This is a genomic window from uncultured Porphyromonas sp. (assembly GCF_938039215.1).
In the GTDB taxonomy this organism is placed as follows: domain Bacteria; phylum Bacteroidota; class Bacteroidia; order Bacteroidales; family Porphyromonadaceae; genus Porphyromonas.
This window is the reverse complement of record NZ_CALHVI010000022.1, coordinates 16,385-33,189: the sequence shown is the minus strand read 5'-3', so window position 1 is coordinate 33,189 and position 16,805 is coordinate 16,385. Positions and strand designations below refer to the sequence as shown.

General features: G+C 54.3%; 9 protein-coding genes. All 9 read left to right on the top strand.

Features of this window, described 5'->3' with window-relative positions; translation table 11 throughout:
• Positions 1–264 precede the first annotated feature (264 nt).
• The 9 genes from Q0336_RS03080 to Q0336_RS03040 all read left to right on the top strand — a co-directional run bounded on the left by Q0336_RS03080 (position 265) and on the right by Q0336_RS03040 (position 16,782).
• Entirely contained in the window at positions 265–840 is a 576-nt protein-coding gene (locus tag Q0336_RS03080) for a 50S ribosomal protein L25/general stress protein Ctc (protein WP_298525566.1), read from the top strand.
• A 131-nt stretch (positions 841–971) separates the two neighbouring features.
• A complete protein-coding gene (gene dacB, locus Q0336_RS03075) occupies positions 972–2,486 on the top strand; it encodes a D-alanyl-D-alanine carboxypeptidase/D-alanyl-D-alanine-endopeptidase (RefSeq protein WP_298525564.1) in 1,515 nt (504 codons plus the stop codon).
• A gap of 42 nt (positions 2,487–2,528) precedes the next feature.
• Entirely contained in the window at positions 2,529–3,887 is a 1,359-nt protein-coding gene (locus tag Q0336_RS03070; RefSeq protein ID WP_298525561.1) for a DUF4105 domain-containing protein, read from the top strand.
• A complete protein-coding gene (locus Q0336_RS03065) occupies positions 3,880–5,466 on the top strand; it encodes an alkaline phosphatase family protein (protein ID WP_298525559.1) in 1,587 nt (528 codons plus the stop codon). Before Q0336_RS03070 ends, Q0336_RS03065 begins: the two co-directional genes overlap by 8 nt.
• A 165-nt stretch (positions 5,467–5,631) precedes the next feature.
• Positions 5,632–8,934, top strand: coding sequence for a preprotein translocase subunit SecA (secA, locus tag Q0336_RS03060; RefSeq protein WP_298525554.1), 3,303 nt, complete (start codon positions 5,632–5,634; stop codon positions 8,932–8,934).
• A gap of 802 nt (positions 8,935–9,736) precedes the next feature.
• On the top strand, positions 9,737–12,799 hold the full coding sequence (locus tag Q0336_RS03055; RefSeq protein ID WP_298525551.1) for a SusC/RagA family TonB-linked outer membrane protein: 3,063 nt from the start codon (positions 9,737–9,739) through the stop codon (positions 12,797–12,799).
• A 35-nt stretch (positions 12,800–12,834) separates the two neighbouring features.
• Positions 12,835–14,352, top strand: coding sequence for a RagB/SusD family nutrient uptake outer membrane protein (locus Q0336_RS03050; protein ID WP_298525547.1), 1,518 nt, complete (start codon positions 12,835–12,837; stop codon positions 14,350–14,352).
• Positions 14,353–14,625: 273 nt separating this feature from the next.
• Complete coding sequence (gene gmd / locus Q0336_RS03045; protein WP_298525544.1) at positions 14,626–15,690, top strand: GDP-mannose 4,6-dehydratase; 1,065 nt, start codon at positions 14,626–14,628, stop codon at positions 15,688–15,690.
• 3 nt (positions 15,691–15,693) lie between these two features.
• On the top strand, positions 15,694–16,782 hold the full coding sequence (locus Q0336_RS03040) for a GDP-L-fucose synthase (protein WP_298525541.1): 1,089 nt from the start codon (positions 15,694–15,696) through the stop codon (positions 16,780–16,782).
• Positions 16,783–16,805: the final 23 nt, after the last annotated feature.

The window sequence follows — 16,805 nt, the reverse complement described above, 5'->3', positions numbered from 1 at the left end:
CCGTGGGTCGCATCGACGACCTACAGTAGGTTTTTTCGGCGACCTACCGTAGGTCGTTTTTGGCAGGGGCGGAAGACCACCTACCTTGAGCTTTGAGCTTGGTCAAGCCCCTCGGCTGTCTATGTCGATAGAAATCACTACCTTTGCTGGCGTTTTACGATTGTCTCGAAGACGAGAAGCCCCTAGACCTCTGGAAGGCAGGGACTCGTGTGATGGGAAATTAGAAGACACTAATTTTGAGTAACACAATTATTTAGAAAGAGAATGAAGACATTCCAACTCTCAGGTCAGCTCCGCTCCGAGCTTGGCAAGAAGGCCTCTAAGGGTCTCCGCGCTGGGGATCAGATCCCCGCAGTCCTCTACGGAGGCGACGAAGTCATCCACTTCACCGTAAGCCAGGATGGCGTGCGTAATCTCGTCTATTCACCAGACATCTTCGTCATCGACCTCGACATCGAAGGTCGTCAGGTCAAGGCTGTACTGAAGGACCTTCAGTTCCACGCTGTGACCGATGCCATCCTGCACCTCGACTTCCTTCAGGTAGAAGCTGCTAAGCCTATCGTCATGGAAGTACCTGTTGTCCTCACGGGTCACGCCGAAGGGGTGAAGGCAGGGGGTAAGCTCAGCCTCGAAATGCGCAAGCTCAAGGTTCGCGCTCCTTACACTGAGATCCCCGAGAAGCTCTTCATCGACGTCACTGAGCTTGGTCTTGGTAAGACGATCCAGGTCGGTGCTCTCTCCTTCGAAGGTCTCGAAGTCATCAACGCTAAGAATGCTGTCGTCTGCGCCGTCAAGCTCACTCGTGCTGCTCGTGGTGCTATGGCTAAGAGCGGTAAGTAAGCCCGCAGCCTAAGAGGTGAGACATTTCACAGTCTCATACTCGATATATCCCAATCCAGAGGCTATCCTACCAGCGAGTAGGGTAGCCTCTGCCTCTCTTATATATTACGTAGTACGTTTTATTACCCCAGATGAAGCTTCGTCGGATCATCCTCTCCGCCCTCTATCTGTTTATTCCTTTCCTGCTCTATGCTCAGCCTTTCCCCGAGGCTGTGGAGCTGCTCCGTCGCTATGAGCAGCGCCCAGGAGTGCGTGTCACAGCCCTCCTTCGTGACCTAGAGACGGGAGAGACGCTCGTGGCTCATCGCACCGACGAACTCTTTCGTCCCGCCTCGCTGGTGAAGATCCCTACGACAGGGGCTTTCCTTGCGCTTCGTGGGGCGGACTATCGCTTCCATATCCCCATCGCCATCCGAGGACGGGTGAGAGATGGCATCCTCGAGGGTGATCTGATCATCGGGGCTTCGGCAGACCCATCTGTCGGTTCGCACTACATCCCTGAGCCCGATCGCCTCCTTCGTGAGGTGAAGGCCCTGCTAGCGGAGCGAGGAATCAAGCAGGTGACGGGTCGCCTGCTCCTCGATATGAATGGCTTCCCTCGCCCCTTTGCCAATGAGACTTGGCCCGAGGAGGATCTAGACGAGTACTATGGGGCACTGGTCTCGGGCTTCAATGTCGGGGATAACTATGCCGATCTCTACCTCTATGCCGAAGAGACCGATCCCGAGGTGGAGGTACAGCTCGCCTCACAGCTTCTGCCCGCACAGCTAGATCTCTCGACGGGCGGCCCGACGAGCCTTGAGCTCTCCGTGCCGATGAGCCAAGATACCCTCCTCGTCTCGGGGCAGGTGCGCTCAGGTAGCTCGGGTAGGCACCAGCGCTGGCCGCTCCCTGATCCTCCTCTCTATGCTGCGCTTTGGCTCAACGAAGGACTTCGACAGCGAGGGATAGACCTTCCGCAGGCTCCTCAGCTGGTCTATGACGCTCCGATGACGGGGCTAGATACCTTGGGCTACTATACCTCGCTTCCCGTCGATACGCTGATCAAGATCACGAACTTCCGCAGCTCTAATGTCTATGCCGAATCCCTAGCTTATGCCCTCAACACCCCACAGGATCGGACGACGGGCTATCCCATCGTGATGCGTGACTATTGGAGAGAGCGTCTACACCTCACCCCGTCGAACTTCCTCCCGATGGACGGCTCGGGACTGAGCCCTTATGGGCGACTGACTTCGGAGGCTCTTAGTCTCATCCTCTCCGATCTTTGGCGAGATCAAGCCCTACATGCTCCCTTCCTAGCCTCCCTCCCAGAGGCGGGTGTCGAAGGCTCCGTGCGCAGTGTCTCCCTACCTCCCGAGATACGTGCCTTTGTCAAGAGTGGCTCGATGCGAGGTGTGCGAGGCTATGCAGGCTACGTGAATCATGAGGGGAAGTGGTACAGCCTCGTCTACATAGCCAATGGGGCGATCACGGGGGGAGAAGCACGTTCGCTCTTCTCTCACTTCGTTAGTTGTCTCTTCATAGAGCAGCCTTTGCCAGACCTTAGTCCTAAGAAATCCCACCCCGTGAAGAGCAAGAAGGCTGGACATAAGGCAAAGAAGACCAAGCCTCAGAAGGCTAAGCGAAAGAGTAAGAAGCGCTAGAGCTGAGACTTTTCGTATCTTTGTTAGGAATCATTGAGCTCGATGCATAAGACTCTCCTGCGATACTCCCCGATGAAGTCCCTCGGCATGGTGCGCTATCTCCTCTTGGCGATGGTAGCTTTTTTGTGCTCTACGGTGACGGTTGATGCCCAGCATCAGGTCAAACGAGAAAAGACCTTCGGGCTGCCTACTGAGCTGACTCCCTCTGCCCAAGTGAGCTTCCTAGCGGCTCAGCCTAGTAGCGAAGAGTCCTATACGCTCTACGGGCATGCAGGTCTGCGTGTGTATGACCAACTGCAGGATATCGACGTGACCTTCAACTACGGGATCTTCGATTTCTCCGATGACTTCACCATCCGCTATCTGCAGGGAAGGACAGACTATATCGTCCTCCCGATAGCCACCGAACTCTTCCTCGAAGATTACCAGCACCGAGGCTTGATCCAAGAGGTCGTTCTTGCGACAGACAGCCTCCAGCGTGCCCGTATGTGGTCGCTCCTGCTGGAGAATATCCAGCCCGAGAATCGTGTCTACCGCTACAATGCCTTCCGCAACAACTGCAGTACACGTCCGCTGGATCTTTACCTTGAGACCCTCACGATCTTATCCTCAGAGAAGGGAGCTACAGATAGTGTGAGCTTTGCCTTCGCCTCGGGTGATGATGCCCTCTTCCGCCAGATCTTCCCTGGGGTCGATCCCAGTGCGCTCCCTCCATTGACTTGGCGGCAAGCCATCAATGAGCTTGAGGCTTCTTCCCCTTGGCTTGTGCTGGGTACGGACCTCGCTATGGGTCCCGAATTAGACCAGCCCATGAGCGTGAAGGATCGCTTCTTCATACCGATGCAGGCAGCTGCGCTCCTTCCCCTGCTCTCTGTCGGGAATAAGCACGTCCCCAAGGAGTCTTGGGTGCGACCAGCCCTTACTACGAAGAGCTATGGAGCACTCCAGCGTATAGAGCCCGCATCCTTCTCCCTCACACATCCCTTATTTGTCTTCACCCTTATTCTCCTCCTCTCGGGGGGGATCTTCATCTATCGACGCAAGGGGAAGCTCGTGCCTGGTGCGGTCGAATTTGTCTTCTACCTAGGGGCAGGACTTGCCGGCTCGCTACTCACCTTCATCACCTTCTTCTCGGAGCATCCGATGGTGTATCCGAACTGGAATCTGCTTGCCCTGCACCCAGGATATCTCCTACTGGCTGTACTGATGCCTTTCGGTGCTAAGACGCTGCATGTGCGCTATGTGCTCCATGCCATCTGCTTTGTGGCACTGGTAGCTCTGCCCTTCGTCGGACTGCTCTCAGGGCAGAAGTTCAATAGTAGCCTCTCACTGATCGCCATGAGCTTGACCTTCCTCAGTGCAGGGCGACTCATCCATAATCCCTTCCGCCGTCATGGGTAAGACTAAGAGCTCCCTTGAGCAGCGTAGTATGCGCTACCTCCTCACTTCGCTCTTAGCCCTCGTGGCTCTGCAGCAACCCCTCTCCGCAGGGGATATCCCTCGTGTGGTCGTCTATATCACCATCGAGGATCTACGTGGAGACTATCTCCAGCAGTTGAGCCCGCTCTTCTCTAAGGATGGGCTAGGACGGATGCTCCAAGAGGGGAAGGTTTATCCTCAAGTGCGTTTCCCTCTAGCGGAGCTTGATCGAGCTTCGGCTACGGCTACGCTCCATACGGGTGCCTATCCCCATGTTCATGGTGTCGAGCGCTCGACACTCTGGGATACCAAGCAGCATAGCTGGCGACCTATCTTTCATGACCCTTCGGTCATAGGGAACTATACACGTGATACCTACTCTCCTAAGGCGCTCCTCGTCAATACCCTTGGTGACCGCATCAAGGAAGCATCTTCGGGCGCAGGCCTAGTCTATGCCGTCGCTTCGGATGCTGAGGCGGCGATCGCTTCTGCGGGATGGTTCGCTAATGGAGCATTCTGGCTGGATACCAAGATCGCCTCTTGGTCGAGCTCCAGCTACTATGAAGCGATGCCCAAGAGCATCGAGGCCTACAACCGATCTGCCGATGGACCCAACAAGCGTCTTGTAGCAGGTCAGATGGTCTGGAGCCCGCTGAGAAGCTATACTTCCCCCGAGCGTGCTTGGTCAGACTGGGGGGCACGCTTCTCCCACCGCTACCAAGGCTATCAAGGTGCCGACTTCAAGCGTAGTGCTCTTGCCAACGAAGAGGTGACGAGCCTAGCACTACGACTCCTAGACCAAGGAGGCTATGCCGAGAGTAAGTCACCAGGCATGCTCGCCCTCTCCTACAGCCTCAATGTTGCCCCAAAGAATGCGACAGGTGAGCTGACCAGTGAGGAGGTCGATGCTTATGTTCGTCTTGATCAGAATATCCAAGCCATACTTAGCGAACTTCAGCGAAAGTTCGGTGAGGGGAACTATCTCCTAGCCCTTACAGGTACGGGCTATACACACTATCGTCGCCCTCGATTCAAGGGTGCCGAAGCTCGCTATGGGCAGTTCAGCTCGAAGAAGGGATCCGCCCTGCTGAACCTTTATCTCTCCGCTATCTATGGACAGGGGAGTTGGGTCGAGCGTCTCGCTGACGGTCGTCTCTATCTGAATAGGAAGTTAGCAGAGACGAAGCGCATAGCTCTATCCGAGCTACAAGATCGATCGGCAGCCTTCCTCGAGGAGATGGAGGGTATAGCTTTCGCAGTGGCAGGTGAGCGTCTGCTCGTGCAGTCATCGCTGAGCGATGCCGCTCGTGCCCTTCGTCGCTCGGTGCACAACCGATATTTGGCCGATGTCTATTGGTCACTTACTCCAGGATGGGAAGTAGAGGAGCTGGTTGATAATCCCAGCCTAGTCCTTCAGTCCATGGCTATTGATACCCCTTGCATCCTCTTCGGGGCTGGGATCACAGCGAAGGACTTTGACTATCCGATCCTCGAAGCTCCTGATGTCGTCAAGGCTATTGCGCATGTCTTGCGCATTCGTCCACCCAATGCCACTCGCTAGCGTAGCTTAGCCGAAGGACGTGCTTGTCCCCTCTAGTAGGGCATACTTGTTCCTTAGCAGGATGTGGCTATCCCTCAGCTCAGCTCTTATTTATTGAGGTGTGCTCCGAGATGGAGTGCTGCCTCATTCGATCCATTCACAGAGAATAAATAATCAAAAATACATATGGGATTTATAGATCTATTGTCGAAGTTCTTCGGCAACAAGTCGCAGCGTGACCTCAAGGAGATCACACCATGGGTAGATCGTATCAAGGCGATTTATCCTGAGATCGATGCACTAAGTGATGATGACTTGAGAGCTCGCTCTGCTGCCCTTCGTCAGCGTATCCAAGACTACGTAGCGAGTGAGCGTGCAGAGGTAGAGAGCCTCAAGGCAAGCGTCGAAGGCAAAGACCTAGATGAGCGTGAAGCTATCTGGTCTCAGGTCGATAAGATCGAGAAGGATATCCTTGACAAGCTCGAAGTAGTCCTCGACGAAGTACATCCAGAGGCCTTTGCTATCGTCAAGAGTACGGCTCGCCGCCTAGCTGAGAACCCAGAGATCCGAGTCAAGGCAACGGACTTCGACCGAGACCTCAGTGTGTCGCATGACTTCGTCCGTATCGAAGGGGATACAGCTATCTACCAGAACCATTGGATGGCTGGTGGTAATGAGATCACCTGGGATATGGTGCACTACGATGTCCAGCTCTTCGGGGGGACAGTCCTTCACAAGGGTAAGATCGCTGAGATGGCTACGGGGGAAGGTAAGACCCTTGTGGCTACGCTCCCTGTCTTCCTCAATGCACTTACCGGTAATGGGGTACACGTGGTGACGGTGAATGATTACCTCTCCAAGCGTGACTCGGAGTGGATGGGTCCGCTCTACATGTTCCATGGTCTGAGTGTCGACTGTATCGACAAGCACCGCCCCAATACTCCTGAGCGTCGTGCTGCCTACAACGCAGATATTACCTTCGGGACGAACAATGAGTTCGGCTTCGACTATCTGCGTGACAATATGGCTACGAGCCCTGAGGATCTAGTACAGCGCAAGCATAACTATGCGATCGTCGACGAAGTAGACTCTGTCCTCATCGACGATGCTCGTACTCCTCTTATTATCTCGGGTCCTGTGCCCAAGGGTGATGATCAGCTCTTCGAGCAGTTCCTTCCTAATGTGGAGAAGGTCGTCGATGCTCAGCGTAAGCTTTGCCAGCAGCTCCTCATCGATGCTAAGAAGAAGATCTCTTCGGAGGATAAGAAGGAGCAGGAAGAAGGGTTCTTCCTCCTCTTCCGTACCTACAAGGGTATGCCTAAGAGCAAGCCGCTCATCAAGTACCTCAGTGAGCCAGGTATCAAGTCTGGGATGCTGAAGGTCGAGGAGGAGTACATGGCGGACAACATGCGCCAGATGCACATCGTCACTGATGAACTCTTCTTCGTCATCGATGAGAAGCACAATAGCATTGAGCTCTCGGATAAGGGGATTGACCTGCTGACACAGGGCACGGACGACCCTGCATTCTTCATCCTACCTGATATCGCTAGCCTGCTGGCTGACCTCTCCAATCAGGGGCTCTCTACGGAGGAGCTTGCTGAGCGTAAGGAGACACTTCTCTCCGACTATGCGATTAAGAGCGAACGTGTACACACGGTCAATCAGCTCCTCAAGGCTTATGCGCTCTTCGAGAAGGATGACCAGTATGTCGTCATGGACAACAAGGTCATGATCGTCGACGAGCAGACGGGTCGTATCATGGATGGTCGTCGCTATTCGGATGGTCTGCACCAGGCTATTGAGGCTAAGGAGCGTGTCCATGTCGAAGCTGCTACTCAGACCTTCGCTACTATCACCCTGCAGAACTACTTCCGCATGTACCACAAGCTCTCGGGTATGACTGGTACAGCAGAGACGGAGGCTGGTGAACTGTGGGATATCTACAAGCTCGATGTGGTTGTCATCCCGACGAACCGCCCCATCGCACGTCAGGACCTCAATGACCGTATCTATAAGACTGCTCGTGAGAAGTACGCTGCGGTCATCGAAGAGATCGTCCGCCTCGTAGGCGAAGGTCGCCCCGTCCTCGTAGGGACCACTTCGGTCGAGATCTCTCAGCTGCTGAGCAAGATGCTTGACCTGCGTAAGATCCCACACAATGTACTCAATGCTAAGCTCCACCAGAAGGAAGCTGAGATCGTTGCTCAAGCAGGTAAGCCAGGTGTCGTCACGATCGCTACCAACATGGCAGGTCGTGGTACGGACATCAAGCTCACGGCAGAAGTGAAGGAAGCAGGGGGGCTCGCCATCCTAGGGACAGAGCGCCACGAGTCTCGTCGTGTAGACCGTCAGCTCCGTGGACGTGCTGGTCGTCAGGGTGACCCCGGTTCGTCGATCTTCTTCGTTTCGCTTGAAGACCATCTGATGCGTCTCTTTGCTTCGGATCGTCTGGCTTCGATGATGGACAAGATGGGCTTCGAAGAAGGTGAAGTCCTCGAGCATAGCATGCTCAATAAGGCTGTCGAACGTGCTCAGAAGAAGGTCGAGGAAAATAACTTCGGTATCCGTAAGCGCCTACTCGAATATGACGACGTGATGAACTCTCAGCGTGAGGTCATCTACAAGCGTCGTCGTCATGCCCTCATGGGTGAGCGTATCGAGATGGACGTGATGAACACGCTCTACGATGCTGGGCGCATCCTCATCGACACGCATCATCCTATGGAGGACTTCGAGAGCTTCTCGACGGATGTCATGCGTATCTTCGCTATCGAATCTCCCTTTGATGCTGAGACCTTCAGACACACCAAGGCCGATGAACTGACCGATCTGCTCTATGACGCTGTAGAGGCTGCCTTCAAGCACCGCTCGAAGCAGATCGCTGATCTGGCTTATCCTACGCTTCATCAGGTCTTCACCGAGCAGGGGCATGTCTATGAGCGCATCATGATCCCGCTGACGGATGGTCGTATGGGCTACAATGTAGGCTGTAACCTCAAGGAAGCTGATGCTAGTGAGGGCCGCTCGATCATGCGTGAGTTTGAGAAGGCGATCATGCTTCATATCATCGACGAAGCATGGAAGGAGCATCTGCGTGAGATGGATGAGCTGCGCAATTCGGTACAGAATGCCAGCTATGAGAACAAGGATCCTCTGCTGATCTACAAGCTCGAGTCCTACGAACTCTTCCGTCAGATGATCGAAGATATGAACCGCCGTACGGCTTCCGTCCTCATGCGTGTTCGCCTCAATGTCGCGCCCCCACAGGAAGAAGCTCCCCGTCAGGTAGAGATCCGTGAGGCTGCACCCGAGAGCCGTCGTCCTGCTCCTCAGTATCGTGAGCAGCGCCACGAGGTAGGTAGCGCCGAGGATCAAGAAGAGCGTCGCCGTACGCCTGCTCAGTCTACGCATACCATCGGGCGCAATGATCCTTGCCCTTGTGGAAGTGGGAAGAAGTTCAAGCACTGCCACGGCAAGGGCTTCTAGCCTTGTAAGCCTCGCTTAGGAAGGGGCGATCCTAGTTGCTCGTCCTCTTTCCTAAGACTTAATTCGAATAGCCCCCTAGTTCCTTCGTGGAGCTAGGGGGCTATTTTATTTTCTGAGGGGGTGGGGGAGAAGTCGCATGTAGAGCGGGGTGGAGGCTCCTCCTCGGAAGGCTCGTTTTGCGACCCACGGTAGGTCGCTCTTAAAACCTACTGTGGGTCGTCTCGACGACCTACCGTGGGTCGGTGAGGCGATCTACCGTAGGTCATAAAAGGGGTGCTCACAGCACCTCTTCTTCTCCTACCTAGCAGAGGGGAGGACAAGGGCAGTTAAGAAAAATATACTTCTTAAGGAATTTAAGATGAATTAGAGCTGTTTTACCCCTCCAGAGTGGGGTAGAATCTCCTTCTCAGGAGCGGATTTCTCTTAGGGAGGAGAAGCACTCGAGAGAGCTTGGTAGCTTCGATTTTGTCCGCTCCTTATTTCGTTTGTTTTTAGTCGGTTAGATAACTCTCGTTTTTCGCTGGTGGAGGGCTGTTCTTCCTCTTCTGGATAGGGGAGATATCTTCATGAAGTAGGGGCTTATCGGTGTGGGTTTGTAAAACTTTGTCTGGAAACTTGTAAGAGAACGAAAAATGCCTACATTTGGTCATAGCAATCTTTTGGAGGGGGCTTCAGTCAGAGAGCAAGCCCGTATGAAGAAGACTAGAGAAGGAAGAGAAGCCCTGATCCCAAGAGTCTGCAAGGATAGGATAGTAATAACACCCAAATAGTACGCAATATAAACACTAAAACTACTATTCTCATGCGAAGAACTCTATTCTTCCTCCTCTCTCTATTCTTAGTAATAGGAGTGGGATGGTCGCAGAAGAATCAGATCACGGTCTCCGGGGTCGTCATCTCTTCGGGCGACAAAGAACCAGTCATCGCTGCTAGCGTATCGTGTGTAGAGTTCCCCACCACAGGGGTACTGACTGACGTGAAGGGGCACTTCTCCTTCAAGCTACCAGCAGAGGCTAAGACCCTCCTCATCAGCTGTATCGGCTACAAAACGCTCCGAGTCCCCGTCAGCACCAAGCCCATGAATATCGTCCTTCAAGAAGAAGAGCGCATGGTGCAGGATGTCGTGGTCACAGGGTACGGGAACACACGTAAGTCAGCCTTCGCAGGGTCGGCTACGACGATCTCTACCAAGAATATGAAGGACGTGCCTACGGTCTCGCTCGAAGACAAGCTCTCGGGGGCGATCGCAGGGGTCACCGTCAACTCCATCTCTGGGCAGCCTGGTAGCTTCTCTACGGTGCGTATCCGTGGTCTAGGCTCCATCAACGCAGGTAATGACCCGCTCTATGTAGTCGACGGGGTGCCCATGAACACCGACAACGCTACGGTCTTCTCTTACGCTAAGGGGGGGGCTAACCCACTCTCTACGATCAACTCCAACGACATCGAGAATATCACCGTCATCAAGGACGCTGGTGCTGCCGCTCTCTACGGTTCTCGTGCTGCTAACGGGGTCGTCGTCATCACTACCAAGAGTGGACGCAGTGGTACTACTCGCTATAACTTCAAGGCAGACTTCGGGTCCTCAGACATAGCGATCGACTACCGTCCTACCCTCAGTCCAGAGAAGCGTAATGAGCTCATCCGCCACGGCTTCACCAACTACTATTCCCAGCTTCGAGATAAGAATACCCAGCAGCTCCTCTATCCTACACCTCAGGAAGTAGAAGCACAGGTCAAGAAGGTCACAGGCGCAGCTACTGCTATGCCTTGGTCGGGCTACACCGACTGGCGTAAGATCCTCCTCCGTAAGGGGGCTTCTCAGACCTATGAGTTCAGTGCTTCGGGTGGTGGCGAGAAGACTAAGTTCTATACTTCACTCTCCTACGCAGACCAGCGAGGGATCTCGCTTGCCTCTGGCTTCAAGCGTGTCACGGGAGCCTTCAATATCTCTCACACCGACCGTCGCCTAGAGCTCAAGGCTAAGATGCTCTTCGGTAAGACCAATCAGGATACCAATAGTGAAGGTACAGCCTACGCTAACCCTATCTTCGGTGTATCTACCACGCTAAGTCCTTCGGACTATCCCTATGAGAAGGATGGCTCCTACCACAATCTCTTCCCAGGGAATAACGACCTAAACCCCGTCTTCGCTACGACGCAGAACTTCTCTCGTACGCAGCTCGTCCGTGCTAATCCCTCACTGGAAGCTACCTTCACCGTCTTCCCTTGGCTCAAGGCTAAGCAGACGGTTAGCTACGACTACCTGAACAACCAGGATGCTGTCTGGTGGGACCCTCGCCAAGGAGACGGATCAGCTGCTAACGGGGTATTCCAGCGCTCCAATATCGAGCGTTCGACACTGACTACTCAGTCCCAGCTCTATGCTCAAGAAGGGTTCGGCAAGCACAACCTCTCAGGGGTAGCTAGCTTCGAAACCGAAAGCCGTGACTTCCTCAACATCTACATGTGGGGTACTGACTTCCCCTCCTACCTCAAGTATGAGATGGAGAACTCTGGTACTCAGGGTGGCTACAGCACGGTGGATAAGGACCGCATGGTCTCCTTCCTGCTGAAGGGTGACTATACCTATGATGACCGCTACATCTTCGGGGCTTCGGCTCGTTGGGACGGATCTTCTCGTCTGGCTCCTGACCATCGCTGGGGGCTCTTCTGGTCGCTCTCTGGCTCTTGGAACCTCGGTAAGGAAGCCTTCATGCAGCCTCTAGAGTCTGTCCTCTCCGATGCTCGTCTCCGTCTCTCTTACGGGGCTAACGGTACCCTTCCTCTAGGCTACTATTCTCACCTCTCCCTCTATAGCTTCGGCTACAACTACAACGGGGGTACGGGTACGGTAGAGAGCTCCCTCGGCGCTCCTCGCCTCTCTTGGGAAAAGAATAAAGCCTTCAACCTCGGGGTAGACTTCCGTCTCTTCAAGCGCTTTGGAGTCACCTTCGACTACTACACTCGTAAGACCACAGACCTCCTCCTCTACAAGGATATCTCTGGGACGACGGGCTTCGGTAGCGAACTCCAGAACCTCGGTAGTATGCGCAATACTGGGTTCGAGCTGGAGCTACGCTCGACGAACCTCAATCTCAGCAACTTCTCTTGGAACACTACCGTCTCCCTTGGGCATAACAAGAACACCCTACTTCGCTATGACGGAGTGCAGACTCAGGAGATCGACGACAACTGGATCCACCAGGTCGGCTATGCCTACAATATGTACTACTTGGCTGAGTATGCAGGGGTAGACCCCAAGACGGGTAAGGCTCAGTACTACACGAATGAGCGGGATGCTAAGGGCAACTACGATAGAAGCCTCACGACAGACCACACCAAGGCTCGCAACCGTCGCATTGATGACAAGCCCTTCGACCCCGTAGTCACTGGGGGGATCATCAATAGCATCACTTGGGGTCCTGTCGACCTGAACTTCACGCTCAGCTACTCCCTCGGTGGTTACCTCTTTGACTATGCTCCTGGTCTGCACAAGGATGGTAATACCGAAGTGCTCAGCCTCGCTATCCCCAAGATGTACGACATCAACAAGATGTGGAAGAAGGAGGGTGACCAAACAGAGCTCCCATCCTTCAATCCTACCAATGAGTACATCCCCTCTACGCGCTGGCTCTTCCCTACGGACCACCTCCGTCTGAAGAACCTCACCATCGGGCTCACTGCTCCTAAGAAGTGGACGAACAAGCTAGGGGTTAATACCCTGCGTGTCTACGCTTCGGGTGTCAACCTCCTCACTTGGAAGGATAAGCGTCTCGTCGTCGACCCTGAGTCTCGCGGCTTCGTTGCCTACCAGACTCCTGCACTCCGTACCATCACCTTCGGGGTACAAGTCGGGATCTAGAGCATGTCGAATCACATCAAAAGAATCTAAGTCTTATGAAAAGGAATTTTCTATGCCTTGCGGCAGCTCTGGGGCTCATCGCTGGTCTCTCCTCTTGTAAGGACTTCCTCAATACCGAGCCTTCGGGATCCCTCCCTACAGAAAAGGTACTGAAGGAATTTAGCCTCCTTCAGCCTGCCCTTCGAGGGGTCTATGACGGTCTGCAAGGCTCAAGTAGTAGTAACTCCTACTACGGAGGGCTTTTCCTGATCTCGGGCGATGTCCGAGGCGATGATATGCAGTGCCCTACCACGGGCTCCCGTGGGAATGCCTACTATCACATGGCCTTCAATCAGAATAATATGTATGGCATCTGGTACAAGGCCTATGCGGTCATTCGTAGAGCCAACCGTCTGATCTCCATGTGCGAAAACCTTCAGCCGAAGGCTACCACCGATGACCAGAAGTGGGAGGTCGGCAATGCACTAGCTCAGGCTAAGGCCATCCGTGCACTTGTGCACTTCGACCTAGTACGCCTCTATGCCAAGCCCTATGCTTATTCGAACAACGGAGCAATGCCAGGGGTACCTCTCGTGCTCTCTGTCCCTGACAATAAGTCTATGCCAGGCCGTGCGACGGTCAAGGAAGTCTATGATCAGGTCATCAAGGACTTCACCGAAGCACTCTCCAGTGGCATGCTTGAGGAAACGAGCTATGGCTACTTGAGTGTCTCAGCTGTGAAGGCTCTGCTGGCTCGTGTCTACCTCTACATGGGCACGACTGAGGGCAACACTGAGGCGCTACGCCTAAGCAAGGAAGTCATCGACGGAGGTAAGTATTCACTCGCAACCAAGCTGTCAGAGTACAAGCAGATATGGAGCGAAGCATCCTCGAAGGAGATGATCTTCTCGATCGTCAACTTCGACTCCAAGGACTGGTCTGACCGTGAAGGCTTCGCCTATATCCTCAGTGTCGAAGGCTACTACAATGCCCTCATCACGCAGAAGTTCTATGACGAGATGATGGAAGATCCCAATGATATCCGCTGGAATGTCCTCTGGGCCAGTAAGGGAACTAAGGCAGCTGGTGCTGTCCAGAACCTCCCTGGTACCAATGAAGACATGAAGCTCTTCATCGGGAAGTATCCAGGTAAGGCAGCGCTCAAGGATATGCGTACCAACGATATCCCTGTGATCCGTCTGGCTGAAGTCTACCTCAACGCTGCAGAAGCAGCCTTCAAGCTCGGCAATACAGCGCAGGCACAGGCTTATCTCAATGTGATCGTCAAGCGTGCTAACCCTGCTAAGAGTGTTGCACTGGGAGACATGACGCTCAACCGCATCCTTCAGGAGCGTGCTAAGGAGCTCGTCGGTGAAGGGCATCGCTTCTACGACTTGATGCGCAATGGTCTACGCTGTGAACGCTTCTACGATGGTAAGCCAGGCTGGCACGTACCCTTGACGGATGCAAGCCGTTCGTTTGACCACACGTACTTCCGTACGCTTCTGCCTATCCCTCAGTCTGAGCTGGATGCTAATGCTACGCTCGCTGGGCAGCAGAACCCTGGTTACTAGACCTACGGCTCAAGGGAGATAGTCCCTGCTGGGCTATCTAACCCTGATCTTATCGAGGCATCCCTCACTCCTTCTTGGGGTGGGGGATGCCTCTGTTTGTATGCTTCCCTCGGCAGGCTTTTAGAAGGGGGCAAAAGGACCCTACCGTAGGTCGCCCGAGCGACCCACAGTAGGTCGCTGAGGCGACCTACCGTAGGTTTTTTTTGCCTGCCACAGCAGGTCGCTATCTTGTGCGTATCTTTGTACTAACAAATGTCAATAAGTGAAGCATCTATGAACAAGGTCGCACTCATCACTGGAGTCACGGGGCAGGACGGCTCCTATCTAGCAGAGTTCCTCATCGAGAAGGGTTACGAGGTCCATGGGATCATCCGTCGCTCTTCGTCCTTCAATACCGAGCGTATCGAACACCTCTACTTCGAGGAGTGGGTGCGTGATATGAAGCGTGGTCGAGCCCTCAACCTCCACTATGGTGATATGACCGACTCCAGCTCGCTCATCCGCATCATCCAGCAGATCCAGCCAGATGAGATCTACAACCTCGCAGCACAGAGCCATGTGAAGGTCTCCTTCGATGTGCCCGAATATACGGCTGAGACTGATGCCGTAGGGACGCTACGTCTGCTGGAGGCGGTGCGTATCCTTGGACTAGAGAAGAAGACGAAGATCTATCAGGCTTCGACCTCAGAGCTCTTCGGGCTGGTGCAGGAGGTACCTCAGCGTGAGACGACGCCCTTCTATCCCCGTTCGCCCTATGGGGTGGCTAAGCTCTACGGCTTCTGGATCACGAAGAACTACCGTGAGAGCTATGGGATGTTTGCCGTCAATGGTATCCTCTTCAATCACGAGAGTGAGCGCCGAGGAGAAACCTTCGTGACCCGCAAGATCACTCTGGCGGCAGCACGTATCGCCGCTGGGGAGCAGGACAAACTTTATCTAGGTAATCTCAGCGCTCTACGTGACTGGGGCTATGCTCGGGACTATGTCGAGTGTATGTGGCTGATGCTCCAGCACGAGACTCCCGAAGACTTCGTCATCGCTACGGGGGAGCAGCATTCGGTGCGCGAATTCACCGAACGTGCCTTCCGCGAAGTGGGTATCACCCTACGCTGGGAGGGCGAAGGTGTGGACGAGAAGGGGATCGATACAACCACGGGTCGAGTGCTCGTAGAGGTCGATCCGAAGTACTTCCGCCCTGCCGAAGTAGAGACCCTCCTCGGTGATCCTACGAAGGCGAAGACCCTCTTGGGGTGGAATCCCCGTAAGACGAGCTTCGAGGAGCTTGTTCGCCTCATGGTCAGCCATGATGTAGCTTACGTTCAGTCCCACAAGCACTAGTCTATGAAAGCTCCTAAAATTGCCCCTTCAGCCAAGATCTATGTTGCAGGCCATCGAGGCCTCGTGGGCTCTGCGATCTGGAAGAACCTCGAGGCTCGAGGCTATACCAACCTCATCGGCCGTACCCACAGCGAGCTGGATCTGACGGATCCTGTAGCTGTCCGTGCCTTCTTCGACGAAGAGCGTCCTGAGGTAGTCATCCTTGCTGCCGCTCATGTCGGAGGTATTCTAGCGAATAATACCTATCGCGCCGACTTCATCTATCAGAACCTTCAGATCCAGCAGCATGTCATTGGGGAGAGCTTCCGCCATGGAGTGAAGGATCTGCTCTTCCTAGGTAGTACGTGTATTTACCCCAGAGAGGCGGAGCAACCTATCCGTGAGGAAGCACTCTTGACCGCGCCTCTGGAGTACACCAACGAGCCCTATGCGATCGCCAAGATCGCTGGTCTCAAGCTCTGCGAGAGCTTCAACCTCCAGTACGGCACCAACTATCTGGCGGTGATGCCGACGAACCTCTATGGGCCTAATGACAACTTCCACCTAGAGAATAGCCACGTGCTCCCTGCGATGATCCGTAAGATCTATCTTGCTGATCGCCTTGGGGCTGGGGACTGGGAGGCCGTACGCCATGACCTCGAGAAGCGCCCCGTCGCTGGGGAGTCGGGTACGAGCTCAGAGAAGGATATCCTTGAGCTCCTCGATCGCTTCGGGATCAGCCCCTCGAAGGTGCAGCTCTGGGGCTCTGGTCGTCCGCTACGTGAATTCCTCTGGAGTGAAGACATGGCCGATGCTTCGGTACACGTGCTGCTGAATGTAGACTTCGAGGATCTGTATCCCAAGGTGGGAGAGCCCATCCGTAACTGCCATATCAACATCGGTACGGGTAAGGAGATCTCCATCGCTGAGTTAGCCGAACTTATCGCTAAGACGGTTGGCTTCACTGGTGAGATCCAGTGGGACAGCACCAAGCCCGACGGCACGATGCGCAAGCTGACTTCTGTGGAGAAGCTCCACCGCCTTGGCTGGCATCATCAGGTCGAGATCGAGGACGGGGTGCGCCGTCTCTTCGACTGGTATCGCACGCACTGATAGCTGTCCTTTTCCTTGAAATA

Excerpts from the sequence above, each read along its gene's own strand:
- dacB (WP_298525564.1), top strand. The coding sequence starts at position 972 with ATGAAGCTTCGTCGGATCATCCTCTCCGCCCTCTATCTGTTTATTCCT.
- Q0336_RS03040 (WP_298525541.1), top strand. The coding sequence starts at position 15,694 with ATGAAAGCTCCTAAAATTGCCCCTTCAGCCAAGATCTATGTTGCAGGC.
- Q0336_RS03050 (WP_298525547.1), top strand. The coding sequence starts at position 12,835 with ATGAAAAGGAATTTTCTATGCCTTGCGGCAGCTCTGGGGCTCATCGCT.
- gmd (WP_298525544.1), top strand. The coding sequence starts at position 14,626 with ATGAACAAGGTCGCACTCATCACTGGAGTCACGGGGCAGGACGGCTCC.
- Q0336_RS03055 (WP_298525551.1), top strand. The coding sequence starts at position 9,737 with ATGCGAAGAACTCTATTCTTCCTCCTCTCTCTATTCTTAGTAATAGGA.
- Q0336_RS03065 (WP_298525559.1), top strand. The coding sequence starts at position 3,880 with ATGGGTAAGACTAAGAGCTCCCTTGAGCAGCGTAGTATGCGCTACCTC.
- secA (WP_298525554.1), top strand. The coding sequence starts at position 5,632 with ATGGGATTTATAGATCTATTGTCGAAGTTCTTCGGCAACAAGTCGCAG.
- Q0336_RS03080 (WP_298525566.1), top strand. The coding sequence starts at position 265 with ATGAAGACATTCCAACTCTCAGGTCAGCTCCGCTCCGAGCTTGGCAAG.
- Q0336_RS03070 (WP_298525561.1), top strand. The coding sequence starts at position 2,529 with ATGCATAAGACTCTCCTGCGATACTCCCCGATGAAGTCCCTCGGCATG.